This is a genomic window from Delftia acidovorans NBRC 14950 (genome assembly GCF_001598795.1).
Classification (GTDB): domain Bacteria; phylum Pseudomonadota; class Gammaproteobacteria; order Burkholderiales; family Burkholderiaceae_C; genus Comamonas; species Comamonas acidovorans.
In genome coordinates this window covers 264,936-289,875 of record NZ_BCZP01000009.1, presented here as the reverse complement: position 1 = coordinate 289,875, position 24,940 = coordinate 264,936, and the positions used below count along the sequence as shown (strand labels likewise).

Sequence of the window (24,940 nt, the reverse complement as noted above, 5' to 3'; positions counted from 1 at the left end):
CATAGGTGGTGGTGACCTGGGCCTGGCCCCGGAAGTCCAGCACGTAGTCGGTGCGCTGCAGCTGCTGCAGGTTCTGCTGCCCGCTCCATGCCGACAGGGCGGCCTCGGTCGAGGCAGCGGCTGCGCCATAGCGCGCCGTCTGGTGCTGCAGCGTGCTGATGACTTCGCCATAGGCATTGCGCCGGTATTCGGTGACGCGGCCTTCGGCGCTGATGGCAAAGCGCAGCTGCAGGCCCGTGGCATCGTCGTACACGTAGCGCGTGGTCTGCGCGCCCGAGGCCTGGGCTGCGCCGTCGCCGTCGGGGTCGGGCTGGGTGTAGACGGTCTCGCTGAGCAGGCGGTTCTGGGCGTTGTAGGTGCGCGTGATGGTGTTGCCTGCACCATCGCGCTGCAGCACCTGGTTGCCGTTGGCGTCATAGGCCATGAAGACCGTGCGCCCGTCCGCATCGGTGCTGCGGATCAGGTCGCCGTTGGCGTTGTACTCGAAGCGCTGGACGGAAGAGACACCATTGGTGGCGGGCGAGGTGATGCTCAGCAGCTGGCCCTTGGCGTCGTAGGCGTAGCTGGAGACCTTGCCGGCAGGGTCCGTGACCTGGGTGGTGCGTGTGGCCGTGTCGTAGGCAAAGCGCGTGGTCTGGCCCAGCGCGTCGCGCAGCGACGACACCTTGAACTCCGAGCCGACCTGCACATAGTCGATGGTCAACTGGCTGCCGTCGCTCTGGGTGAGTGTGGCGATGCGGTTGCTGTCGCCGTGGTAGGTGTAGCTTGTGCGGTAGAGCTTGCCGTCGGCCGTGGAGCCGTCCTGGGGCGTGAGATCGACCGTGACCTGGGACAGGCGGTTGCGCGTGTCATAGGCATAGCTGGTGCGCGTGGTGGTGGCGCCCTGGCTGTCGACCACGCGAATGCGGGTCAGCAGGTTGCCTGTGTAGTCGTACTGGATGGACTCGCCGCTGGGGTTGACCAGTTTGGCGATGTTGCCGTTGGCGTCGTAGGTATATGCCGTGGTGTTGCCGCTGGCGTCCACGGATTTGTCCAGGCGCCCGGTGGCGGTGTCGTGGAACTCGCGGTTGCCGGTGGCGCCATCGGTGAAGACGTAGCTGGAGCCTGGCTGCACGATGCGGTCATAGGCGCCGGCGCCATCGGTGCTCACATAGCTGGCGGAGGCGGCATCCCAGGAGAACAGGGCGCTTGCGCCATCGCGCTCGGTGCGGGTGATGGTGCTGCCCGCCTGACCGTAAGTGCCCGAGAGCACGAGCTGGCGGCGGTAGAAGCCCGAGCTCCAGTTGTCTGCGTTGTCGTCATTGAGCAGGCCTTGGCTGTTGTAGGTGCGCACGGCCTGGAAGCCGCCGCCGTGGGCCACGAGCTGGTCGTCGTTGTGGGCGATGACGAGGTTGCCGGAGGCGACGTTGACGAAGACCTGCTCGCCACCGTGCCCCTGGGAGGCGTTGCCCTGTGCGGCGCGTTGACCCAGTGTGGCCAGAGAGCTGTTGCCCAGACCCAGACTATTGCCGCTGACGATGCCAACCATGTGTGCCCCTTGATCGATATGCATGGAGGGCCGCGAGAAAGTAGGCGGAGGATTCCGCAGGTTTCGGGGCCCGTTCAGGCAATGCATCCGGCGATTGGCGGATTCGTTGAGGAAAACCCCGTAATGTGTGTGGTTTATGGCTGGAGCAGAGGGGGTGGGTTGGCGAGGTGTAAGACCGCTTCCTGCACTGACGTCATTCAATAGCGGATGAGGGCTTTGGACGCCTGTGCATGGTTAAACTCTGCCGCCTGAAGATCCGCTGCAGCTCTCTTCCGGGTTGGCAGCGTTCCCGTCACCAAGTACGGTCAAAGAGCCTATCCATGCAAATCAAGAAATGCATTTCCGTCCTGCTGGCCAGCAGCTTCATCCTGCCGGTTCTGCCTGCGCATGCAGGCGAAGAGACGGTGCAACTCATGTCCAATGGCCGCTACCAGACCTACAGCCTGCCCGACGACGCGCAGCAGGTGCAACTGGTCGAGACCTTGGCTGGCAACTGCAGCTACAACCAAAACTGGGGCTACGACCTGGGCCGCCGGGAGATGTGGGTCAAGGACGGCTGCGGCGGGCGTTTCCGCATCCTGACCGGCCTGCCCCAGGGCGCGCAGGGCCAGGAAGGCGGGAGCGACAACACGGGCGCATGGATCGCCGGTGCCGCCGTGGCAGCCATTGCCGGCGCCGCCATTTTGGCGAACAAGCGCGACAAGGACCGCGAACGTGACCGCGACGAGCAATGGAACGATGACCGCTATCCGGGCCAGCAGCCCGGCTATCCCTCGTGGGGCGGGCGGGAGGTGCGTGGCCAGAACGGGCTGTGCCTGGATATATCCGGGGGGCTTCGCCCAGGCAATGGGCTCATCGTCTACCACTGCAGCGGCGGTGAGAATCAGCGTTTCACGTTGACGCGTGATGGCGAGATGCGCGTGGGCGACCTGTGCCTGGACGTTGCCGATGGCAACACCCGCAATGGTGCGCGGGTGATTGCCTGGCAATGCCGCAACCAGCCCAACCAGAAATGGGACTGGAGCCGTGGCCAGATCCGCAGCCGTTTTGCCAACAAGTGCCTGGACATCGAAGGCGGCAATGCCCGGCCGGGCCAGCCCGTGATCGTGTGGTCCTGCGCCGGCGGCCCGAACCAGCGCTGGAACTGAGGGCGCTTGTTGCACAAGCTCTCTCCCGCGCCCGGGCCAGTGCCCGGACGCAACGCCGTCTCGGGCTTCCGGCGGCTGGGGCCCTTGCAGTGGCTGGGCCTGATCACTGGTTCCGTGCTGCTGGGCGATGCCGTGGTGCTGATGGCACGCGGCATGTTCAATCTGGGCGTGACGCTGCCAGCGGTGCTGGGCCTGCTGTTCATGGCCTGCAGCTTCTGGCGCTCGGCCATTGCGCGCAGGCTGCGCGCCAGTGCCTGGCTGCGGCGCGCCTGGTGGCTGGGCTGGGCGGCGTTGGCGATGTGGCTGGTCAGCCTGCTGGTGTTCTGGGCGCACCTGCTGTCCGCCTCGTCCGGGTTGCCACCGGACCAGCCGGTGCAGGCCATCGTGGTGCTGGGCAGTGCCACGCGTGACGGTCAGCCGTCGCTCACGCTGGCCCAGCGGCTGGACCGCGCTGCCGAGCTGGCCGCCCGCCAGCCCAAGGCGCTGGTGCTCACCAGCGGCGGGGTGGACTTTGGGGAAAGTGAGAGCGAGGGCGCCATCATGGCGCGCTATCTGCAGCAGCGCCACGGCCTGCCGCCCGAGCGCCTGCTGATGGAGGAGCGCAGCACCAGCACGGCGCTGAACCTGGCCTGGAGCCTGCCCCTGCTGCAGGCGCGCGGGGTGGAGCCGCAGGCGGCAATCGCCATCGTCACCAGCGACTTCCACACCCTGCGCGCCGGCTGGATAGCCGAGCGCAGCGGCTACGGCCAGGCCTTCACCGTGGGTGCACCCACGCCCGTGACGATCCGCGCCAACGCCTGGCTGCGCGAGTACTTTGCGGTGATCAGCGGCTGGGTGCTGGGGGAGTTTTGAGCCGCCTGTGCGATGGGCTGCGGCCTTGCGGATTGGCTCCACAATGTGATTCTTCATAAATCAACAGGAGTGAGACAGTGGCAAGCGAACAGCGTCCTTTCCGGGTTCTGGGCATACAGCAGGTGGCCATCGGCGGCACCGACAAGCAGCGCATGAAGCGCCTGTGGGTGGACATGCTGGGCCTGACCCAGACCGGCACATTCCAGAGCGAGCGCGAGAACGTGGACGAAGACATCCTGGCCATGGGCCAGGGCGCGCACAAGGTCGAGGTGGACATCATGCAGCCGCTGGACATCGACAAGAAGCCCGCCGTCCACACCACGCCGCTGAACCATATCGGCCTGTGGATCGACGACCTGCCGCTGGCCGTGCAGTGGCTGACGGCGCAGGGCGTGCGCTTTGCGCCCGGCGGCATCCGCAAGGGCGCGGCCGGCTACGACATCTGCTTTCTGCACCCCAAGAGCAATGACGAGTTTCCGATCGCTGGCGAGGGCGTGCTGATCGAGCTGGTGCAGGCGCCGGCCGAGGTGATTGCCGCCCTGGGCTGAGACGCCTTCAGGCGAAAGGCTGGACGCGCCGCTCGGCATGCTCCAGCAGCCACAGCCTTTTTCGGGCGCGCGTCATGGCCACGTACAGGCGGTTGCGCTCCAGAAAGGCCAGCGCGTGCGGGGCCGAGGCCGGAAAGCGGCCAGGCTCCATGAAGGGCAGGGCGACATGCTCGTATTCCTTGCCCTTGGCTTCCTCGATGGTGCTCAGATGAAAGTCGAAGCCGCGCTCGGCCCGCACGGTTCGTTCGAAGCGCGTAGCCATGGCGGTCACCTGGGCCAGCATGTCGGGCACGGCCATGCCCGCCACCGAATCCATGAAGGCCTTCACGCGCTGACGCATGGCCACCGCCTGGGCCTGCGACAGGGCCACGCCCGCAAAAAGGCCCCAGACATCGGCCTGCTCCAGCAGGCTGCGCGCGTCTGACTGAAGCGCCAGGGGCAGTTGCAAGAAGCTGCCAAAGGCCTGGAAGTTGCGTTGCCCGCCCTGCAGGCTGGACTGGTTGCCCAGGAATCGCCAGATGATCTGCGGGTTGTGCTGCATCTCGCCCGCCATGCGCTGGGCCAGCGTGTGGCGGCTTGATGGATCGGCCATGTCGGCGCCATCCACACTGCCCTTGCCGTAGAAAAGCGCACCTTCCACAAAGGCCGCCAGGGTCTCGCTGCCCAGCACGCTGGTCTCAGCCTTCCATGACAGCGCCTGCATGCCATGTGCATAGCAAAGGCCCAGCAGCAGGGCAATCTCGCGCTGCAGGTAAAAGCGCTTGAAGCCGTAGAAGCTGGCGGACTTGCCGGCGCGGTGGATGGCCCATTCCAGCGCGCAGGCATCCTGCTCATGGCGCAGGATCACGGTCAGCGAGGGATTGCGCGCGCCGGGCGACGGGGGCTCACCCGGCGCCGCCGTTGGCGTGCCGCGGGCCAGACCGGCCTGGATCTGCAGCAGCTGGTCAATGCACTGGCTGTCATCGGTGTGCTGCAGTTGCTGCACGGTGCTGAAGCGCGTGGGCGCCGCAGTCAGGCCAACGTTGAACAACGCATTGACCGCCTTGGCGATCTGCGGGCCAAAGCGCCGCGACTGGGTCAGCACCAGCGTGGCCGTGGCTTGGGGCAGGAAGTCATCGAGCTGGTGGAGCTTGTCGCGGAACACGGACCAGGCCTGTGCCTCGATGTGTTGGTTGAAGTCGCCTGCGCCCAGAAAGGCGCAGCCGCTGGTTCCGACCAGGGCGCGCAGCAGTTGCAGCGAGGCCGGGTCCAGGTCATGCATCTCGTCGAACACCACCAGGTCGTAGCGCGGCAGGTCCAGCGCCTGGCCCTGCAGGGCGTCGCTGGCCAGTGCATGGCTGCAGTCGCCTTCGGCGTAGTACAGCGGGTCGCCGCAGTGGTCGATGCGGCGGCGCTCGTACTCGAAGAACAGGCCGGCCATGCGGTAGTCGAGCAAATACTCCTCGCAGAAACTGGCCAGTCCCATGCCTTCCTCGGCCAGGCGCTGGGGCAGCAACGACTTCTTGGCGCTGAGGTTGAAGTCCCAGAAGGCGTCCAGATCCAGATCGCCGGGCTGCTCGAACAAAGGGTCGGGCTGCCAGGCCAGCCGCTCGCACAGCGCGGCATGTGCCTCGCGCACACGGGCCTGCAGTGCCACGCGGTCGGCCAGAAAGCGGGCCGCAGGGTCGCGGCGGCGGATCTGCTGGGCCGCCCAGCGTTCCACCGTGGTGATCTGTACCTGCGGCGGCACTTCGCGCACCAGTTGCTTGAGCCGGTGGTGAAAGGCCGCCACGCCGGAGCGCGAATAGGCCAGCACCAGGATGCGCTGGGCATGGCCGCTGCGGCAGGCCTGAACCACCTTGCAGGCCAGCGTGGTCGTCTTGCCTACGCCCGCCAGCGCCGCCACGATGGCCGAACGTCCCTCATGCGCCAGGATGGCCTGCTGCTCGCGCGACAGCAGCAGCGGTTGGCCGTGATCGGTGGGAAATTCCAGGGAGCGCAGGGACATCGGAGCGAATCGGGGGAAAGTGGTGGAAAGCGGGCGGAAGCACGGGCCGTGGCAATGAAAACCGCCGTGGCGACGACAGCGGGCACCCATTGTGGTCGTTTTGGAGAGGCATCTGGCAGGTATTGGGAATCAAGGCCTGCGCCCGCTTGCACATCTTTTTCGGCCTGCATCGGACAATTGAGCGATGTTGGCCGCCAATGGCTGCGCGCTTGCAGCATGAAGCATGCAGGCATAAAAACTTCTGCCAAAACGCAGCGAACATCGCTCAAAAATAAGCGAAGTTCGCTCTTTTTGCAGGCCATGAAAATGGAGCAACTATTTTTGCCAAGGAGCCGGCTTTTTCATTCCCAGACGGTTTTTTGCTCAGCAGAATGAAAAAAGCAGACCCACAGAGGAGTTTTTGATGACCGCCTGCAGCACCACCCCGACGACTTCCGCCACCTCCGCACAGCCTGCGGCCGGCAGCCCCCTGCAATGGCATGCACGCCCCTCAAAAAGCGACACACTGCCGTTTGAAGGCGCCTGGAGCGTGCAGGCCATCCAGGAACTGCTGGACAAGCCCTTCATGGACCTGATGTTCCAGGCCCAGAGCGTGCACCGCGAGCACTGGCCTGCGGGCGACATCGAGCTGGCCACGCTGCTGTCGGTCAAGACGGGCGGATGCCCCGAGAACTGCGGCTACTGCCCGCAGGCGGCAGAGTTCGATACCGGCGTCAAGGCGGAAAAGCTCATGAGCGTGGACGAAGTCACGCGGGCCGCCCAGGCCGCCAAGGACGCGGGCGCCACGCGCTTTTGCATGGGCGCAGCCTGGCGCGCGCCCAAGGACCGCGACATCGAGAAGATGAACGAGCTGATCGGCGCCGTGAAGGGTCTGGGAATGCAGACCTGCGCCACGTTGGGCATGCTCCAGCCGCACCAGGCGCAGTCGCTGCGCGAAGCGGGCCTGGACTACTACAACCACAACCTGGACACCGCGCCCGAGTACTACCAGGACGTGGTCAGCACGCGCCAGTACCAGGACCGCCTGGACACGCTCAAGGCCGTGCGCGGCGCGGGCATCAGCGTGTGCTGCGGCGGCATCATCGGCATGGGCGAGGCGCCTGTACACCGCGCGGGTCTGATCGCCCAGCTGGCCAATCTCAACCCCCATCCCGAATCCGTGCCCATCAACAGCCTGGTGCGCGTGCCCGGCACGCCGCTGGCGGACAGCGAGCCGGTCGATCCGCTGGACTTCGTGCGCGTGATCGCGGTGGCGCGCATCACCATGCCCACGGCGCGCGTGCGCCTGTCGGCGGGCCGGCAGCAGCTGGGCGACGCCGTACAGGCCCTGTGCTTCATGGCCGGCGCCAATTCCATCTTCTATGGCGACAAGCTGCTGGTCACCGGCAACCCCGATGTGGAAGCCGACACCACGCTGCTGCGCAAGCTGGGCCTGAGCGGCACGCGGACCTCGGTACAGGAGTGAGCTTTTTGAGCTTTTGAGCTCTTTTGAGCCGGCAGCTCAGGACTGCGGCCGGCCGCTGCCTTGCGCGGCGGCGGCCGCATCGTCGTCGCCGGCGTCGAGCAGCCGGGCCGCTCGGTTGCTCAACGCGGAATCCGCACGGAAATAGCCCAGCACCGTATTGACGCTGCTGTGCCCCGTCAGCGCCATGGTGTCGGGCAAGGGCACGTTCTGGCGCCCGGCCTCGGTCACAAAGCCCGAGCGCAGGGAATGCGCCGAGAAATCCCCCTCCACGCCTGCCAGCGCGCAGCGCTGCTTCACGATGTCGCGCACGGCCGCTGGCGACAGGGGCTCGCCCACATGGCCGCCTTTGCGGATGCGCCGGAAGATCGGCCCTTCCTGTATGGCGGCGGCACGCAGCCAATCGGCCAGCGCCTGGGCCGCGCGCCCGGTCACGGGCTTGTGGTTCTCGGGCGCATCCCGCCCGGACTGGTTGGTCTTGGAGTGCGCCAGCGTGTAGATGAATTCCTGCGGCCCCACGGCGCGCAGGTGGCGCATGTCCGCCCCGGCCACCTCCGAGCGGCGGCGCCCGCCGCTGGACCAGGCGAACAGCAGCAGGGCGCGGTCACGGCGGCCGCGCAGGCTGTCATCGCAGGTCTGCAGCAATTGCTCCAGCAAGTCGCGCGTCAGCGCATCCTTTTTGGCGGGCTGCTCGCCGCGCCGCGCATAGGCCTTGCGCGTGCGCGACATCAGCTCGCGCACCGCGCCGTCCTGGCAGGGGTTGGCCAAACCGTGCACCTGATGGGCCTTGGACAGCACCGCCATGCGGTGCACCAGCGTGTTGTGCGACAGGGGGCCTTCGCGGGCCTTGTACCCGGCCTCGACCAGGGCGCGGTCCATGTGCGCCGGCATTTCACTGGCCAGGCCCGCGCCGGTCTGCCGCAGGGCATGGTCAATGATGAATTGCAGCACGCACGGCACATCCAGCGGCAGCTGCATCTGCCGCTCAAAGCGCAGCGCATGCCAAGCGGCCCAGTAGCGCATCGCACTCTGGTAGCTGTTTCTGGTGTTGGTGGATTCGCCCTCGCGCAGCAACTCGCGCACGGCCTGCTGGGCGGCAGGCTCCAGCCCTGCAGAGGGCAGGGTGCTGCCTTGCTTTGTGTCTTCCAGAGGCTGGTCTTGGGGAATCAGCGAAAAGGGGCCGTTGCGCATCCGTGGATTGTCGCCCGGCGCAGCATGGCTGCCCGCCGCGGAGCCTGCGGCCATGCAGGCCATGCAAAGTTCAGTTTCCAGGCTTTCCAGAGGTTGCAGCGGCCTTTTGCCTGGGCAAAGCCGTGTAATGTGCGTATCCATACTGTATGAAAATTTCATATGTAATATTTAATACATGGCACATATGATGTATTACGCAATATTAAAATAAATCACGATAACAATCACTTATCGTTGGTAATCTGGAAAATAGTTCACGATATGCAGAAAACATCCACCCGCGGCGTGCAGGAAGCCGATGTCTGGGCCGCGGCAGACGCCTTGATCGCCCAGGGCCTGCGGCCGACCATTGAGCGCGTGCGCCAGCAAATCGGCCGAGGCTCGCCAAATACCGTCAGCCCGATGCTGGAGACCTGGTTTGCCACCCTGGGCCAGCGCCTGGGCGTGGCGGCAGGGCAGGGCGAGTTGCTGCCCTCGTCCGTGCCCGATCCCGTTCAGCGCCTGGCGCAGCAACTGTGGGACGCCGCCCAGGAAGCCGCCATGGAGGCCGCCCGCGCCGCGCTGCAATCGCGCGAGGAAGCGGCGCAGGCCACGCAGGCCGAGCTGCAGGAGCAGCAAGAGCAAATGGCGCGGCGCGAGGCGTCCATGCAGGCGCAGAAAGAGGCCATGGACCAGGCCCTGCAAGTGGCCCAGGCGCAGTCACAGGATCTTTCACGCCGGCTGGATGAAATGCAGCAGCAGCTGCAGGACCGCGACGAGCGCCTGGAGGAAATGCGCGATGCGCTGGCCGAAGCCGCCCGCCAGCGCGAGGCGCTGCAGCAAAAGCATGGCGAGGAAATGCAGTCTGCCGCGCTGGAACGCCAGCGCATGGCCGAGCAATACGCGGGCAATGAGCGCCACATGCTCAACGAAGTGGACCGTGCACGCCAGGAACTGGCGGCTGCGCGCAAGACAGCCACCGAGCAGGAGCGCAAGGCAGCGACCCGCCTCGCAGAGCTGCAAGGCCGCTATGAAAAGAGTGAGGAGGAGCAGCTGAGCCTGCACTCCCAGCTGCAGACCGCCCAGAATGCGGCCGCCCTGGCGCAGGAGCGTGCGGCGGACCTGCGCAGCCTGCTGGAGGCACAGCAGCGATTGGCCGCTGGCGGTGCCTTGCCGGATGCCGGCGCGGGGCTTTCGCTGGGCCGGCGCGGCAGCCTGTCAGCGGCGCGCCGCTCCATGACGCGCCTCAAGGACAGGAGAGGCTAGGGCGTATCGTCCAGGCCAAGGTCAGACCTTGGCGCGCGATTTGCCTTGGGGCGGCCGATGTCTGCGCATGGCCTGCGTGATGCTGTCTACCGTTCCACGCACATGCGCGCGCACTTCGCGCTCCATGCGATCCGGGTCACCGGCCTGCAGGCTGGCCACCAGTTGCTGGTGGTGCTCCTGCAACTTCGGCGAGGGCTCGTTGTTTTCCAGCCAGATCCGCATCAGCGGCTCGACCACCGAATGCAGGGCCGAGATCTGCTCGCACAAGCGCGGGGCTGCGCTGATGCGGCAAAAGCGCTCGTGAAAGCGCCGGTGCACCGTGATCCATTCCGACTGGTCACTCTCGCAGCGCTTCATTTTCGAGAGCAGGTCCTGCAGGTCGTCCACATCCGCCTGTGTGCAGCGCTTGGCGGCCATGGCTGCGGCCAGGCCTTCGAGCACGGCACGCATCTCGAAAACCTCGATGACCTCGCTCTCGGAAAGCTCCCGCACGATCGCGCCCCGGTTCGGCGGCATGACCAACAGGCCTTCCGCAGTCAGCCGGCGCAAGGCCTCGCGGACCGGCATGCGGCTCATGCCGATGGAGTTGGCGATGTCATCGGCCACCAGCCTGTCGCCCGGCTTCAGCAGCCCCATGCGGATGCCATGAGAGAGGTGTTGATAGGCCTCTTCGTGGGCGCTGGTCTGTGCCGCATCGGGCGAGGGGGTGGCAAGTGGCGGCATGGTGATGGTTCTGGGGTGGGCGGAGCCCGGTCGTCATTCTAGGTTTGGCTGTCAGGGTCCAGGGCGCACTCTGATGGTGCATTGTGTACGGCCAATCCAGGCATGGTGATTGCTTGGGTATCTTTGGAAAAATTGGATACAAAGATATCAGGATACGGTAATCTCGAGGCTGCCATCGCGCCCTGCGTCGATGGCGGCCCGCTGCAAGCAGCGTTGGCAGCCCCCCCCGGCCCCCCATTCATTGCCCGAAATCCAAGTCCCAGCAACACAAGGAAGAAGAACCGTTATGCGTAATTTCCAGAATCCTGGCCGTTCCGTCGTCATGTCCACGCACGGCATGGCGGCAACCTCGCACCCGGCCGCCACCCAGGCCGCTGTTCGCATCCTGGAGGCCGGCGGCACCGCCATGGATGCCGCCGTCGCGGCCTGTGCGGTCCAGTGCGTGGTGGAGCCTGGCTCCACCGGCATTGGAGGAGACTGCTTTGCGCTGTACAGCGAAAAGGGCTCCGATCAGATCACGGCCTACAACGGCGCCGGCTGGGCGCCCCATGCCACCTCCCTGAAGGCCGTTCTTGCCTCGGGCGAGGAAAAGCAATTGCGCCGCCAGTCGCCCTACGTGGTCACGGTGCCTGGCGCCGTGGACGCCTGGGTCGCCTTGACGGAGCGGTTCGGCCGGCTGCCCATGGGTCGCCTTCTGGAAGATGCCATCCGCTTCGCCGAGCAGGGCTATGCCGTGGCGCCGCGCGCCGGCACCGACTGGGCCATGCACACGCAACTGCTGGCCGCCACCACTGCGCGCGACATCATGCTGGTCGATGGCCAGGCCCCGGCCATCGGATCGGTTCACCGCCAGCCGCAGTTGGGCGCTACCTTGCGAAAAATCGCCGAGCAGGGCCGCGCCGGCTTCTACGAGGGGGAGGTCGCGCAGGACATCGTCTCCTATCTGCGCAGCCTCGGTGGCGTGCACACGCTTGAGGACTTCGCCACCTATCGTGGCGAGTTCGTGCAGCCGGTCAAGAGCAGGTTCCGAGACCATGTGGTGCATGAGTGCCCGCCTCCGGGCCAAGGCATCATTGCCCTGCTGCTGCTGAACATTCTGCAGGGCCTGGAGCCGGGCACGGACCCGCTCTCGGCCGAGCGGCTGAAGGCCGAGATCGATGCCACGCGCATGGCCTACCGGGTGCGGGATGCGCTGCTGGCCGATCCACGCTTTGCCGATGTGGACGTCGACTATCTGCTGTCGCAGGAGCTGGCCGGCCAGCTGCGCAACGGCGAGTTCCCGGAGCATTTCAAGACCCCGGCGACCAATGCGGCAGCGGAGCACAAGGACACGGTCTACATCTCGGTGGTGGACAAGGATCGCAACTGCGCCAGCTTCATCAACTCGATCTTCCACCCCTTCGGCTCCGGCCTGATGGCGCCCAAATCAGGCGTGCTGCTGCACAACCGGGGCCAGAGCTTTGAACTGGCTGAGGGCCACCCCAATTGCATCGGGCCAGGCAAGCGGCCCCTGCACACCATCATCCCCGGCATGACCACGAAGGATGGCCGCGTGGAGCTGGTGTTCGGCGTGATGGGCGGCCACTACCAGGCCATGGGCCATGCGCACTTTCTGTCCAAGGTGATCGACTACGGCTGCGATATCCAGGCCGCCAGCGATCTGCCGCGGCTGTTCCCCATTCCCGGCACCGACAAGGTGGAGGTTGAAAGCACCTTGCCGCAGCATGTCGCGCAGGTGCTGGAGCAGCAGGTCTACCAGTTGGTGGCGCCCGGCTATCCTGCCATCGGCGGCGCCCAGGCCATTCGGGTGGATTGGGACGACGGTGTGCTGCACGGCGCATCCGACCACCGCAAGGACGGCTGCGCCATGGGCGCCAACCGTTCCTGACGGACGGCAGCCTGCGCGCTGGCTCCAGGCTTCGTGACAGCGAAGGGGCCGGCGCGGCTTTCAGTGCGGATTTCAGTCGGCCTGGTTCGCCTGGAGGATGCCTGGAAGCGTGCGCAGGATGTGGGCGCGCATCAGGGCTTCCACCTTTGCGCCATCCCTGGCCTTCAATGCGCCTATGAGTTCTTCGTGCCTGTCGTGCACGTAGTCCGTCGATGGCTTGCCCTCCAGCCACACCCGCATCAGGGGCTCGGAGACCGAGTGCAGGGACGCGATCTGCCGCATCAGCTGGGGAGCGTCGGCAATGGTGCACAGGCGCTCGTGGAACTGGCGGTGCGCCGTGATCCATTCCGATGCATTCAGGCCGCTGCGGTGCATGCGCTGCAGCAACTGCTCCAGATCGTGGATGTCATTGGTGGTCACGTTCTCGGCCGCCAGGGTGGCCGCCAGGCCCTCCAGCACCGAACGCATGGCGAACACCTCGCGCACCTCTTTTTCGGTCAGCACCCGGACCACCGAGCCACGGTTGGGGCGGTTGACGATCAGCCCTTCCGTGGCAAGGCGGTTCAGCGCCTCGCGCACGGGCATGCGGCTGGTTCCAATTTCGGCCGCGATGTCATCCGGTGCCAGCCGCATGCCCGGGCGCAGTTCGCCCGTGCGTATGCCGCGCTTGATGTGTTGGTAGGCCTCTTCCTGTGCCGTGGCATGGACAGTGTCAAACGAGGCGCGTCGGTCGGTCAGCATGGTTTATCCGGTGTCTTTCGCCCAGGGCAGGGGCCCGCCGATTCTACGGGGACCTGCCTGCGCCTCCCGGGACCCCGTTTGTGCCGGTTTCCACGCAGCCATGCCTGTGCAGGTGATGGCAAGAGGCGGTTTTCCCTAGAGCTGGTTCGATTATTGCTTGCTAGTCTTCTGCATGATTGGATACAAATATCTAAATATCTATGCATTTTCCCCATGGCAGCCGGAACCTGTTCCTTCGCCATGCCTGCTCTCCAACCTGATGAAGACCATGCCCCTCCAAACGCTCCGCACTCCCCTGGCCACGGCCCTGCTGTCCGCCCTGGCCCTTGTCGCATCCGCTCAAGCCTCTGCCCAGGGGGCCGGCGCCTGGCCCAGCAAGCCCATTCGCATCGTTGTCCCCTTTCAGGCCGGGTCCGCCACGGATCTTTTGAGCCGGCAGGTTGGCGCCGGGCTGAGCAATTCATTGGGCCAGCCCGTGCTGGTGGAAAACAAGCCGGGTGCCGCCGCCATGATCGGCAGCGACACCGCCGCCCGGGCCCCGGGCGACGGCTACACCCTGCTGATGAGCGGGCCGGCCTCCATGGTCACCAACCGTTTTCTGTACAAGAAGCTGAGCTACAACCCGGACGCCTTCGAGAAGGTGGCCATCGTGGCGGTCACGCCCAATGTGCTGCTGGCAAACCCGTCCCTGCCGTTCAGTACGCTGGCTGAGATGGTGGCCTATGCCAAGGCAAACCCCGGCAAGCTGACCTATGCCTCGTTCGGGGCCGGCACGACCTCGCACATGGCTGGCGAGTTCCTGCGCCAGGCCGCCGGCATCGACATAGTGCATGTGCCCTACAAGGGTGCGGCCGAGGCCATTCCAGCCTTGATATCGGGCCAGGTCTCCCTGTACTTCGACACCATCATGACCGCCTTGCCCCAGGTGAAGGCCGGCAAGCTGCGGGCCCTGGGCGTATCGACTGCAAGCCGCGCCGCCATGGCCCCGGACATCCCGACGATTGCCGAACAAGGCTATCCGGGCTTTGACATCGCCCCGTGGTACGGCATCGTGGCCAGCCACGGTACGCCGCCGGCCGTGGTCTCCCGGCTCAACACCGAGATCAACAAGCTGCTGAACACCCCTGAGTTCCGCGAGCGCCTGGTGACCACCGGCGCCGAAGCCCGTGGCGGCAGCGTTGCCGACTTCGAGGCCTTCGTCAAAACCGAGGTCCCCCGCACGGAGAAGCTGGTGCGGCAAGCCGCAATCGCGCTGCAGTAACCGGACCGGGGCCGCCGGGGCAGGGCTGGGGCAGGGCGGTGGGTTGCCTGCCGTGCGGCGCCGATTTCACCTATGCAGGGCGATGCTTCTGGACCGGGATGATTCGCTGTCCAGCCGAAAGCCTGCCACCACGTCCGCCAGTTGCGCGGCCTGCTGCTGCAGCGACTGCGCCGCGGCCGTGGCCTCTTCGACCAGGGCCGCGTTCTGCTGGGTGGACTGGTCCATCTGGCTGACGGCGGTCCCGATTTCGGCAATGCCCGTGCTCTGTTCCTGGCTGGCATTGCTGATCTCGGTGACGATGGCGGTCACGCGCTGCACGCTTTCCACCACCTTGCCCATGGTGGCGCCCGCGTCCTGCACCAGGCGGCTGCCGGCATCGACCTGGCCCACGGAATCGTCGATCAGCGCCTTGATCTCCTTGGCGGCCGTGGCGCTGCGCTGGGCCAGGGTGCGCACCTCGGAGGCCACCACGGCAAAGCCCCGGCCCTGTTCGCCGGCGCGGGCCGCTTCCACAGCGGCGTTCAGCGCCAGGATGTTGGTCTGGAAGGCAATGGAGTCGATCACGCCGATGATGTCGGCAATGCGGTGCGAGGACTGCTCGATGCCGCCCATGGTGCGCACCACCTGGTCCACCACGGTGCCGCCATGCGTGGCGATGTCCGAGGCGCTGCTGGCCAGTTGGCGCGCCTGGCGCGCATTCTCGGCGTTGTGCTGCACGGTGGCCGTGAGCTGCTCCATGGCGGCAGCCGTTTCCTCCAGCGAGCTGGCCTGCTGCTCGGTGCGTGCCGACAGATCCTGGTTGCCGCTGGCGATTTCGGTGGAGGCATGGCGCACGGTCTCGGACGATTCCCGGATGCGCACCAGCACCGAGGCGATCTTGTCGGTGAAGTGGTTGAACGCGCGTGCGATCTGCGTCAGTTCGTCATTGCCTTGCACCGACAGGCGGCGCGTGAGATCGCCGTCACCCGAGGCGATGTCTTCCAGCGCATCGCGTACCACGGCCAGCCGGCGCGTGACGCGGGCGATGACGGCGCCCAGCAGCGCAATCGCCAGGATCAGCGAAATGGCAACGATGGCGCCCGACACCTTGAGCAGCGAACCCAGCGCGGACAGCGCCTCGTCGCGCTGCACGGCCACCACCAGTTGCCAGTTCGTGCCGGGCACGCCGTGGCCGTAGAGCAGGAAGTCCTTGCCGCCGACGGCCGTGCGCATGCCGGTGTCCTCTTTGGGCAGGGCCTGGATGGCGTCGGCGCGCAACTGGGGCGAGAGCGCGGAGACGGGCTTGAGCGTGAGTGCCGGATCGGGATGGGTGACGATGGCGCCCGCCTCATCCACCAAGAAGGCAAAGCTGCCCGGCGTGGGCCTGATGGCGCCCACGGTGCGCACCACCGTGGTCAGCAGCACATCGGTGCCGACCACGGCGACGGGATTGCCGGCCGGGCCCACGGGCTCGGCAAAGGTCACGCCCACTTCGGGTGGAGAGACAAACAGATAGGGCGCCGTCACGATGGGACGGCCTTCCTTCAGCGCCTGCCTGAACCAGGGGCGGGCCGTCACGTCGTAGTCCGCAGCCATCTCGTTGAGGAAGAACATGCGCTTGTCGGTATAGCCGAAGTAGGCATCCGAGAAGCCGCCGCCGTCGCGCAGCGCCTGGACCACGGCACGCGGGTCCGGCGTATCGACCGCCTGCGCCAGGGTATGGGTCAGCAGGCGCTTGGTCGCCACCCATTCGCCCAGAACCTGGGCCTGGGCGTTCACGAGCTGGCGGCTCTGGTCGTCGAGGGTGGACAGCACATGGCGCTGCACCGTGAGGAAGTTGGCAATGGCCAGGGCCAGCATGGCCACGGTGACGATGGCCACGCTGAGCGCGATGAGTCGCGCACGCAGGGACTGGAACATAGAAGAATTACTTATTGCAAGAAGATGCTACATACGTTAGCAAATTTTCTTGACAATACGCGTCCATGCAGGCGGTGCCCCCTGGCCGCCGAAGCCTATGCGGGGAATTGCCGCCCCTTCAGTGCTTCAGCGCTCCCCAGCCAGCATCCGGCCCAGGGCCTCGTAGGCCGGCAGCGAGGTCGGGTCATTGGCCGCATTGCCAGCCACCGGGTGAGAGGCGAAGCGCGCAATCACCATCTGTGCCTTGGGATCGATGTAGACGGTCTGGCCATGCACGCCGCGCGCCGCGAAGGCGCCATGGGCGTTGTGCGTGACCCACCACATGTTGCGGTAGGTCCAGCCCGGCAGCAGCTTGTAGCCGGCCTTGGCAAAGGCCGCCGCATCGCCGCCCCGGCGGATATCGTCCACGGCGGCTGCGGGAATGATCTGCTGGCCGTTGAACTGGCCCCGGTTGCGCAGCATCTCGCCAAAGCGCGCCAGATCCCGCAGGCCCAGGTTCAGGCCGCCGCCTGCAAAGGGCGTGCCCGTGGAGTCCACCGACATGTAGGCATCCTGCTCGGCGCCCAGGCGGCTCCAGATGCGCTCGGACAGCAGATCGGCCACCGATTGGCCGCTCACGCGCGCCAGCACCCAGCCCAGCGCATCGGTATTGGCCGTGCGGTAGCCAAAGGCCTTGCCGTGCACGCCTTCGGGCTTCACGGTCTGCAGGAATTCGTAGTAGCTGCGCGGCCCGGTGTAGTCCTTGGCCTTGGGCAGCGGGTTGCCCGCTGCCGCGTGCGCCCAGACCTCGGCCTGGGGGTCCGCATAGTCTTCGCTGAAGCGTATGCCCGTGGTCATGTCCATGAGTTGGCGCACCGTGGCATTGCCGAAGGCCGAGGCCGCCAACTCTGGCACGTATTCCGACACACGGCGCGAGGGGTCGAGCTGCCCCTCGGCAGCCAGCATGGCCGCCAGCGTGCCGACGAAGGACTTGGTCACCGACATGGCGCCGTGCTGGCCTTCGGGTTTGAGCACGCCGAAGTAGCGCTCATAGATCACGCGGCCCTTGTGCAGCACCACGATGCCGTCGGTGTAGTTGGCCTTGAGCGAATCGCGCCAGGTCATGGGCTGGCTGGCACCCAATGGCGTGAAGCGCAACTCGTCGATGTCTTCGCGCAACGCCTGGGCCAGCGGCGCTGCAGGCGCCAGGCCGCGCGACACATTCACCGTGGGCATGAGCTGGCGAAAGTGCGAGACGCTCCAGCGCATGGCGGGAAACTGGAAATAGGAGCCATCGTCGAAGCGCAGCATCCGGTCCGGCGGTGGCGGCGAGCCCACCATCCAGCCCAGCTTTGCGGGGTCGCTGGCATCGGCATCGGGATAGGAGGGGGTCTTGGCTGCGGTGACCCCTGCCGTGGCTGTGGCGAACACCAGGCTGCCAGCCAGGGCACCGGCGAAATGTTTGAGCTGCATGGCGACAACCATACTACGGTTGCCGGGGCGCCAAGATCCGCTGCCAAAGGACGGAAGCCGGCTTCCATCCCAGGCCGTGCTCCCAGTTGGCGCAAGCACGACAAATGGCTTTCTCGTTGGACTAAGCTTCAAATAGTTTTTGAAAATCAAAGCCTGGCGAATGCCCATGAAAAGCCTGCAAGACCTGGATATCTTCGTGCGCACCGCAGACAGCGGCAGCCTCTCGGCCACGGCGCGTGCCCTGGACCTGACCCCGGCTGCCGCCAGCGCAGCGCTAAAGCGGCTGGAGGCAGAGCTGGGCGTGACCCTGTTCGTGCGCTCCACGCGCAGCCTGCGGCTCACGCAGGAGGGCGAGCTGTTTCTGGAGCACTGCCGCCCCGCGCTGGCCGGCCTGCGCCAGGTGCGCGACCAGTTGGCTGGCGGCCAGGCCGCTTTGCGCGGCACGCTGCAACTGGCCGCCCCCTCCGACCTGGGCCGCAACGTGCTCATGCCCTGGCTGGACGAATTCCAGAGCCAGCATGCAGGCGTGGATCTGCGCCTGCACCTGTCCGACCGCGCTGCCAATGTCTACAGCGAGCCTGTGGATGCGGCCTTTCGCTATGGCAGGCCGCAGGATTCCAGCCTGGTGGCCTTGCCGCTGTCGGACACGCACCGCCGCGTGCTCTGCGCCGCGCCCTCCTATCTGCAGCAGCGCGGCGCCCCCGCCACCCCCCACGACCTGGCCGGCCATGACTGCCTGTGCTTCATGCTGGGCGAGGAAGTGCACGACCGCTGGAGCTTCTGGCCGGCAGGGCAGGGGACTGCCGTACCTGAGCCGGTCCATGTCCGGGTGCGCGGCCGCAATGTGGCCAATGACGGAGATGCCGTGCGGCGCTGGGCCGTGGCTGGGCGGGGGATTGCCTACAAGTCGTATTTCGACGTGGCCGAGGACCTGGCCCGGGGCCGCCTTCTTGCGCTGTGCACCGACTGGACGACCGAGTGCGTGCCGCTGTTCCTGGTCGCACCCAGTCGCAGGCAGTTCACGCCGCTGGTGCGTGCGTTGCGGGATTTTGTGGCGGTGAGGCTGGCCGAGCTGGAGGCGGCACAGCCCTGAGACATCACGAAGCCTGCGTCCCCAGCTCCACTGGCCCGTGCACGTGGTGCTCCGCGCAGACATGCCTCGAGAGCACATGGGTTTCGATCACTTCGGCGGCATTCTCGGCCGTGAGCCGCCCGTACCAGACGCCGTCCGGATAGACGATGGCCAGCGGGCCATGGTTGCAGGGGTACTGGCAGCTGGTCTGCAGCAGGCGCAGCCTGGCACGCAGTTCACTGCTGGCCTGCACGGCCTCGCCCAGGCTTTGCCAGACGGCCACGGCGCCCAGGGCGGTGCAGCGCGGTCCCGTGCAGACCAGGGCATGGTGCTGGTGGTCCGGCACCTGGGACCAGGCCTGGGGATCGTGCTGCCAGTGGTCGCCTGCGGTTTCTGCAACATCCGGGGTCTGCAGGGCTTGCCTGATCTGCGGCAGCAGCAGCGCGGGCATGGCGGCAGCGCCCAGCAGATGGTCGGCAAACCGCACCTGCACGCCCTGGTCCGGCAACTGCGAGCGCCAGCGCATGGCCAGCTTGTGCAGCCAGCGCAGCAGGGCAGGCTCGTCGGGCGAGAACAGGGGCAGCACGACGATGGAGCGCGCCGGCAGGCATTGCTGCAGCGCCTCGGGCAGCGAGGGTGCGGCCTTGTCCACGAAGGATGTGACGACCTTGCAGGCCGGCTCCAGCGTCTGGCGCAAGGCCTCGGCCAATTCGATGAGGCTTTGGCGCGATGCTGCGCCCGTGCCGCCGCGGCCCAGCACGATCACGGCGTCGGTCCCGGGCGGGATGGATGTTTCAGAGGAGTTCATCGGGAATGAAGCTGATGCGCAGCCGGCCGGTGGCGGCATGGATGTCCACCTCGGCAGCCACGCCGTAGACCTGGCCGATGGTGGCCGGGGTCAGTACCTGGGCCGGTGTGCCATGGGCAACGATGCGGCCTTGTTCCATGAGATAGAGACGGTCGCAGTAGTGGGCGGCGATGTTGAGGTCGTGCAGGGCGACGATGCTGCTGATCTGCAGGCGCCGGACCAGTGACATCAACTCCAGCTGATGGCGTATGTCCAGGTGGTTGGTCGGCTCGTCCAGCAGCATCAGCCGTGGCTGCTGGGCCAGCGCGCGGGCCACGAGCACGCGTTGCTTCTCGCCGCCGGACAGGCTGGAGAAACGCCGCTCCTCCAGCGCCAAGGCATTCACCTGGGCCAGCGCCTGCCGCATGCAGGCGAGGTCCTCGGCGCTGTCGCCCGCCCAGGGGGACTGGTGGGGGATGCGGCCCATCATCACCGCCTCGCGCACGGTGAAGTCAAAGCTCTGAGGCGCCTCCTGCGCCAGGACCGAGACCTGGGCCGCGAACTCGCGCGCCGTCATGTCCCGGATGTCGCGCTGGTCCAGCAGCACGCAGCCTGCGTCGGGCCGCAACACGCGGTAGAGCATGCGCAGCAGGGTGGATTTGCCGCTGCCGTTGGGGCCGATGAGCCCCACGCATTCGCCGCTGTGCAGGGCAAGGCTGGCCTGGTCCACGATGCGCCGGGCGTCGACACGCCGGGCATCGGCACTCCAGCACAGGTCCTGGGCTTGCAGCTTCATGGGCCGCGCCCTCCCTGCACCGGCTGGCGCACCAGCATCCAGACGAAGAAGGGTCCGCCGATCAGCGAGGTGATCACGCCCACGGGCAGTTCCATGGGCGCAAAGGCCGTGCGCGCGACAAGATCCACCAGCACCAGCAGCAGGGCGCCGGCCAGGGCGGCCACAGGCAGCACGCGCCGGTGGTCCGTGCCCACCAGCATGCGCGCGGCGTGCGGCACGATTAGCCCCACAAAGCCGATGGCGCCACTGACCGCCACCATGGTGCCCGTCAGCAGCGACACCGCCAGGAACAGTGCGCGCCGCAGCCGTGCCGTGTCCACGCCCAGCGTGGCGGCGGCCTCGTCACCGGCCAGCAGGGCGTTGAGCGGGCGCGTCTGCAGCCCCAGCCAGAGCATTCCTGCAGCCAGCACGGCGGCGGGAATGCCCAGTTCCTCCCACTGCGTGCCGGCCAGGCTGCCCAGCGTCCAGGTCAGCAGGGCATTGGCCAGGTCACGCTGGCCCGATGACAGGGTGATCAGGCTGGTCACGCCCGCCAGCACATAGCCGATGGCCACACCACCCAGGATCAGCCGCGTGGCATGGATGCGGCCCTGGGAGCGCGCCAGCAGGTAGACGGCGACGGTGGCCGCCAGCGCCCCCACAAAGGCCCCGGCCGTGAGGGCGTACATGCCGGCCGAGGCCAGCGCACCGAAGGCCAGCACGGCCACGGCGCCCACCGACGCACCCGAGGACACGCCCAGCAGATAGGGATCGGCCAGCGGATTGCGCACCATGGCCTGCATGATGGTGCCCACCACGGCAAGCCCCGCGCCCACCAGGGCCGCCAGCAGCACGCGCGGCATGCGGATCAGCCAGACGATCTGCTGGTGCTGCGGCGTGATGCCCTCCAGCGGCGGCGGCTGCATGCCCAAGGCCTGCAGCAACCGGCTCCGGGCAATGCGCCAGACCGTGCCTGCCGGCATGTCCACTGGCCCCCAGGTAATGGCCAGCGTCATCACCAGCAACAGGGCCGCGAACAGCAGCAGGCACCAGAGGCGGGCGGCGCCAGGACGCCTGGGCCAGCGGGAGTCAGTTGACCGCATGGCTGGGCGCCGGCATGCGGTCGGGGTGCAGGGCCTGCGCCAGCGCGCGGGTCCGCGCAATATTGCGCGGGCCGGGCGTGGCCTCGGCATAGGTCATGACGAAGAACCGCTTTTCGCGGATGGCATCGACGCCCGCCAGCTCGGGCTTGGCCAGCAGGAAGTCGATCTTGCCCTGCGCATGGGGCTGGCCGTAGTCGATGATGACGATCCACTGCGGGTTGCGCTGCACCACGTCCTCCCAGTTGCCTGCAGGCCAGTTGCTGGGAATGTCGTCGAAGATGTTGCGCCCGCCCGCTTCCTCGATCATGGCCTGCGGCATGCCGTAGCGGCCCACGGTCACGGGGATGTCCTGGCCGCTGTCGTAGACGAAGACCGAAGGCCGCTGCCGCACGCCCTGCATGCGCTCGCGCAGGTCCTTGAGTTCGCGCTCCAGCCCCTGCGCCAGTTGCTCGGCATGGGCGTCGATGCGGAAGATGCGGCCCAGGTTGCGCAGGTCGGTCAGGCCGTCTTCCAGCGCCACCTGGCTGCGCGGCCCCACGCGGATGCACGATTCGGACAATACATATGAGGCAATGCCGTGGCGCTGCAGCACCTCGGGCGTGACCTGGCCCTGGCGAAAACCGTAGCTCCAGCCGCCGAAGACGAAGTCAGCCGAGGCGCCCAGAATGGCCTCCAGGTTCATCTCGCGCTCCGCCAGCCGCGGCACGCGGGCCAGCTGGGCCTGGAAGGCCGGGTCGATCTGCTTGGCCTGCGTGATACCGCTGTAGCCCACCAGCCGGTCGCCCAGGCCCAGAAAGAGAAACATCTCGGTGATGTTCACGTCATGGGTCACGGCGCGCAGCGGTGCGTTGGCGTAGGTCACGGGGCTGCCGCAGACATTGACGGTCACGGCCGCCTGCGGTGCGGCAGCCGGTGCCGGCAGTTCACTGGTGGTGCCGGAATCGCTGCGCGAGCAGCCGGCCAGCAGCAGGGTGGCCGCCAGGGCGCCAGCGCACAGGCCATGGAGGCTTTTGGAGCGCGCCATGGCCATCAGAACCGGATATGCGCCGCGATCTCGAAGCGGCGGCCTTGCCCGACCAGGAACTGGCTGCCGTAGCTCGATCCCACATAGACCCTGTCGGCCAGGTTGCGGCCGATCAGGCTCAGGGTGGTGCGCGGGTCCACCTGCCAGCTCAGCGCGGCGTCGGCCACGGTGTAGGCGGGCAGGTTCACGGTATTGGCGTTGTTGCCAAAGCGGTCACCCACGTAGCGCAGGCCCAGCGAGGCCTGCCAGGCGCCCACGCGGTAGTGGCCCCAAAGGTTGGCCGTGGTCTTGGCCACGTTCTGCGGACGGTTGCCTGCGCGGTTGCCGCCGGCCTCGATGAGCTTGTCGAACTGGGCGTCCACATAGGACAGGTTGCCCTCCAGGCGCAGGGCGGGCGTGGCCTGGAAGGTGGCGGTGGCTTCCGCCCCGCGCGAGGACTGGCTGCCGCCCTGAATGGAGATGGCCGGGCGGTCCGGGTCGCGCGTGATGATGTTGTCCTTCTTGATGTCGAACACGGCCAGCGTCCATTCGCCGCGCCCGCCAGCCACCTGCTGCTTGATGCCGATCTCGGCCTGGCGGCCCTTGCTCAGCTTGTAAGCCGTGTTGGCCAGGTTCAGCGACACCAGGCTGTTGACGGGATCGTGTCCCGAGCTGATCTGCCCATAGACATGGGTGTTGCGGGCCAGCTCATAGGTCAGGCCCAGGCGCCAGGAGGTGGCGGCCAGCGTCTTGTTGAAATCCGTGCCGCCCACCAGCGAGTGGCTGGCAAAGTCGTAGACATCGCGGCGCAGGCCGGCCATGGCCAGCCAGCGGTTGCTGATGCGCCAGGCATCTTCCAGGTACAGGGCATGCTGGGTCACGCCGGTTTCTGTCTTGGCGGCGGTGAGATCGGGGCTGGCCCAGCTGCCATGCACGGGATCCCAGGCCGAGACCGTGGACGAGCCACCATAGGGCGAGTTGTTGGACAGCCGCAGGTTGATGCGCGCGGCCTCCCAGCCCATGGCGATCTTGTGCGAGCCCCGGTCCACGTTCAGGCCCAGGCGGTTGCCGGTCTGCTCCAGGTCGTGCAGGATTTCCAGGTAGTCGGAGCGGCCCACGGTCCAGGTGGCGGGGTTGAGCGCGTAGGCCTCGATGTTGCGCCAGTGGCGGTCGGACTTCACGTGGTACAGCTCGTTGCGCACCGTCAGCCAGTCATTGGCCTTCCATTGCACCTTGGCGCGCAGGCGCTCGTCGGCATAGCGCAGCACGCTGTCTTCGGCGTTGTAATTGCGGTCGCGCAGCGACTCCACCACCTTGCCGCTCAGGCCCGGCGTGCCCCAGTAGCGGCTGGGCTTTTGCACGCTGCGGTCGGCGATCAGGTCGATCTGCAGGTCGCTCGTGGGCTCCAAGCGCAGCGTGCTCATGAACTTGCCGTTGCGCGACTGGTCCAGATCGCGCTCGCCTGCGCTGCGGGCGGTGTAGCTGTCGATACGGTAGCTGGCATAGGCGCCCAGGGCGCCGGTCACGCCCAGGCCCAGGCGCAGCGTGTCGTCCGTGCCCGCGCCCACCAGCACCTCGGCCGAGCTGGTGCGGCTGGGCTGCTTGCGGAAGGCGTTGACCGTGGCGCCCATGGTGCCGCTGCCATACATCAGCGAGGCCGGGCCGCGCAGCACTTCGATGCGCTCGTAGCCCCAGCTGTCACCCGGATACGCCGTGGTGCCGGCGGCCACGCCCAGCACCATGCCGTCTTCGGCCACGCCCACGGAATTGACACCCGCAAAGCCGCGGCTGCTGAAGGCCAGGCCGCCGTTGCCCGGCGTGCTGCTGGAGGTCAGGCCCACGGTGCGCGTGACGGCGTCCACCAGGGCGTAGTCGCCGCGCTCCTGCATCTGCTCGGCAGAGACGCCGTCCACGCTGGCCGGCACTTCCTGGTTGGAGACGCCGGTATGGCTGGCAGAGCGCGCAGGCTGGGCCAGTTGCTGGCCGATGCGTTCGGCCTGGCCGGTGACCTGGACCTCGGGCAGGGCGGTTGATGGGGGCGTTGGCGTGGGCGTTTGTGTTTGAGCCTGCGCCGGCAGGCAGATGAAGGCGCAGGCCAGGGCCAGCGGGCTCAGCCGCACGGAAAGGGACTGGGCAGCGCGAGCGCTGGAAACCCTGGAAAAGGAAGAATGCATTTCGAACATCGGTCTTCGACCGTCTGATGCGAAAGCAAGGCACTGCCACCTCTCCAGCCAGCGTGGGAGGAAAGGGCGCAGGACGTTGCCATCCGCACCCC

The 24,940-nt window shown here is 67.0% G+C and carries 21 protein-coding genes; 9 read left to right on the top strand and 12 right to left on the bottom strand.

Annotated elements, in window-relative coordinates; genetic code table 11:
* The coding region (locus DA1_RS14555; protein WP_062794128.1) for an RHS repeat domain-containing protein at positions 1–1,528 on the bottom strand (1,528 nt) is incomplete at its 3' end.
* A gap of 320 nt (positions 1,529–1,848) precedes the next feature.
* Between DA1_RS14555 and DA1_RS14550 the strand changes: the two genes are divergently transcribed.
* The 3 genes from DA1_RS14550 (at position 1,849) to DA1_RS14540 (ending at position 4,076) form a co-directional block, all read left to right on the top strand.
* Positions 1,849–2,676 (top strand): lectin, encoded by an 828-nt coding sequence (locus DA1_RS14550; RefSeq protein ID WP_034393555.1) that lies wholly within the window; start codon positions 1,849–1,851, stop codon positions 2,674–2,676.
* A gap of 9 nt (positions 2,677–2,685) precedes the next feature.
* Positions 2,686–3,528: a YdcF family protein gene (locus tag DA1_RS14545; RefSeq protein ID WP_034393557.1), complete on the top strand. Its 843-nt coding sequence runs from the start codon at positions 2,686–2,688 to the stop codon at positions 3,526–3,528.
* Positions 3,529–3,605: 77 nt separating this feature from the next.
* Positions 3,606–4,076: a VOC family protein gene (locus DA1_RS14540; protein WP_034393560.1), complete on the top strand. Its 471-nt coding sequence runs from the start codon at positions 3,606–3,608 to the stop codon at positions 4,074–4,076.
* A 7-nt stretch (positions 4,077–4,083) separates the two neighbouring features.
* Here the strand turns inward: DA1_RS14540 and DA1_RS14535 are convergent, their stop codons facing one another.
* A complete protein-coding gene (locus DA1_RS14535) occupies positions 4,084–6,063 on the bottom strand; it encodes a UvrD-helicase domain-containing protein (protein WP_034393562.1) in 1,980 nt (659 codons plus the stop codon).
* Positions 6,064–6,117: 54 nt separating this feature from the next.
* Between DA1_RS14535 and DA1_RS30440 the strand changes: the two genes are divergently transcribed.
* Both DA1_RS30440 and bioB read left to right on the top strand, forming a co-directional pair.
* Complete coding sequence (locus DA1_RS30440) at positions 6,118–6,438, top strand: hypothetical protein (protein WP_196248526.1); 321 nt, start codon at positions 6,118–6,120, stop codon at positions 6,436–6,438.
* Positions 6,439–6,466: 28 nt separating this feature from the next.
* Complete coding sequence (gene bioB / locus DA1_RS14530; RefSeq protein ID WP_012205605.1) at positions 6,467–7,528, top strand: biotin synthase BioB; 1,062 nt, start codon at positions 6,467–6,469, stop codon at positions 7,526–7,528.
* Between the two features lie 36 nt (positions 7,529–7,564).
* On the opposite strand, the gene DA1_RS14525 is transcribed toward bioB, so the two are convergent.
* The gene (locus tag DA1_RS14525) at positions 7,565–8,770 is read right to left on the bottom strand and encodes a site-specific integrase (RefSeq protein ID WP_230590795.1); all 1,206 of its coding nucleotides are present in this window, start codon (positions 8,768–8,770) and stop codon (positions 7,565–7,567) included.
* 207 nt (positions 8,771–8,977) lie between these two features.
* Between DA1_RS14525 and DA1_RS14520 the strand changes: the two genes are divergently transcribed.
* A complete protein-coding gene (locus DA1_RS14520; protein ID WP_013802420.1) occupies positions 8,978–9,961 on the top strand; it encodes a DNA-binding protein in 984 nt (327 codons plus the stop codon).
* A 21-nt stretch (positions 9,962–9,982) separates the two neighbouring features.
* Here the strand turns inward: DA1_RS14520 and DA1_RS14515 are convergent, their stop codons facing one another.
* Positions 9,983–10,684 (bottom strand): GntR family transcriptional regulator, encoded by a 702-nt coding sequence (locus DA1_RS14515; protein WP_034393564.1) that lies wholly within the window; start codon positions 10,682–10,684, stop codon positions 9,983–9,985.
* A 286-nt stretch (positions 10,685–10,970) separates the two neighbouring features.
* On the opposite strand from DA1_RS14515, the gene DA1_RS14510 reads away from it, so the two are divergent.
* On the top strand, positions 10,971–12,572 hold the full coding sequence (locus DA1_RS14510; RefSeq protein WP_034393567.1) for a gamma-glutamyltransferase family protein: 1,602 nt from the start codon (positions 10,971–10,973) through the stop codon (positions 12,570–12,572).
* 72 nt (positions 12,573–12,644) lie between these two features.
* Here DA1_RS14510 and DA1_RS14505 read toward each other — a convergent pair whose 3' ends face one another.
* Positions 12,645–13,313 carry a GntR family transcriptional regulator gene (locus tag DA1_RS14505; protein WP_012205610.1) on the bottom strand — a complete coding sequence of 223 codons (669 nt, stop codon included), beginning with the start codon at positions 13,311–13,313 and terminating at the stop codon, positions 12,645–12,647.
* A 268-nt stretch (positions 13,314–13,581) separates the two neighbouring features.
* Between DA1_RS14505 and DA1_RS14500 the strand changes: the two genes are divergently transcribed.
* On the top strand, positions 13,582–14,574 hold the full coding sequence (locus DA1_RS14500) for a Bug family tripartite tricarboxylate transporter substrate binding protein (protein ID WP_034398546.1): 993 nt from the start codon (positions 13,582–13,584) through the stop codon (positions 14,572–14,574).
* 66 nt (positions 14,575–14,640) lie between these two features.
* On the opposite strand, the gene DA1_RS14495 is transcribed toward DA1_RS14500, so the two are convergent.
* Both DA1_RS14495 and DA1_RS14490 read right to left on the bottom strand, forming a co-directional pair.
* Complete coding sequence (locus DA1_RS14495) at positions 14,641–16,473, bottom strand: methyl-accepting chemotaxis protein (protein ID WP_034393570.1); 1,833 nt, start codon at positions 16,471–16,473, stop codon at positions 14,641–14,643.
* A 126-nt stretch (positions 16,474–16,599) separates the two neighbouring features.
* Positions 16,600–17,925, bottom strand: a complete 1,326-nt coding sequence (locus DA1_RS14490; RefSeq protein ID WP_174549393.1) for a serine hydrolase domain-containing protein — start codon at positions 17,923–17,925, stop codon at positions 16,600–16,602.
* Between the two features lie 166 nt (positions 17,926–18,091).
* On the opposite strand from DA1_RS14490, the gene DA1_RS14485 reads away from it, so the two are divergent.
* Entirely contained in the window at positions 18,092–19,018 is a 927-nt protein-coding gene (locus tag DA1_RS14485) for a LysR family transcriptional regulator (RefSeq protein ID WP_174549392.1), read from the top strand.
* Positions 19,019–19,022: 4 nt separating this feature from the next.
* Here the strand turns inward: DA1_RS14485 and DA1_RS14480 are convergent, their stop codons facing one another.
* The 5 genes from DA1_RS14480 to DA1_RS14460 are packed head-to-tail and all read right to left on the bottom strand — an operon-like array spanning position 19,023 to position 24,848.
* Positions 19,023–19,844 carry a (2Fe-2S) ferredoxin domain-containing protein gene (locus DA1_RS14480; protein WP_034393578.1) on the bottom strand — a complete coding sequence of 274 codons (822 nt, stop codon included), beginning with the start codon at positions 19,842–19,844 and terminating at the stop codon, positions 19,023–19,025.
* The gene (locus DA1_RS14475) at positions 19,792–20,580 is read right to left on the bottom strand and encodes an ABC transporter ATP-binding protein (RefSeq protein ID WP_034393580.1); all 789 of its coding nucleotides are present in this window, start codon (positions 20,578–20,580) and stop codon (positions 19,792–19,794) included. Before DA1_RS14475 ends, DA1_RS14480 begins: the two co-directional genes overlap by 53 nt.
* A complete protein-coding gene (locus DA1_RS14470; RefSeq protein ID WP_034393582.1) occupies positions 20,577–21,662 on the bottom strand; it encodes a FecCD family ABC transporter permease in 1,086 nt (361 codons plus the stop codon). Before DA1_RS14470 ends, DA1_RS14475 begins: the two co-directional genes overlap by 4 nt.
* Positions 21,649–22,692 (bottom strand): ABC transporter substrate-binding protein, encoded by a 1,044-nt coding sequence (locus tag DA1_RS14465; protein ID WP_034393584.1) that lies wholly within the window; start codon positions 22,690–22,692, stop codon positions 21,649–21,651. The genes DA1_RS14470 and DA1_RS14465 overlap by 14 nt, the downstream gene beginning before the upstream one ends.
* A complete protein-coding gene (locus DA1_RS14460; protein ID WP_034393586.1) occupies positions 22,692–24,848 on the bottom strand; it encodes a TonB-dependent receptor in 2,157 nt (718 codons plus the stop codon). The genes DA1_RS14465 and DA1_RS14460 overlap by 1 nt, the downstream gene beginning before the upstream one ends.
* Between the last annotated feature and the right edge of the window lie 92 nt (positions 24,849–24,940).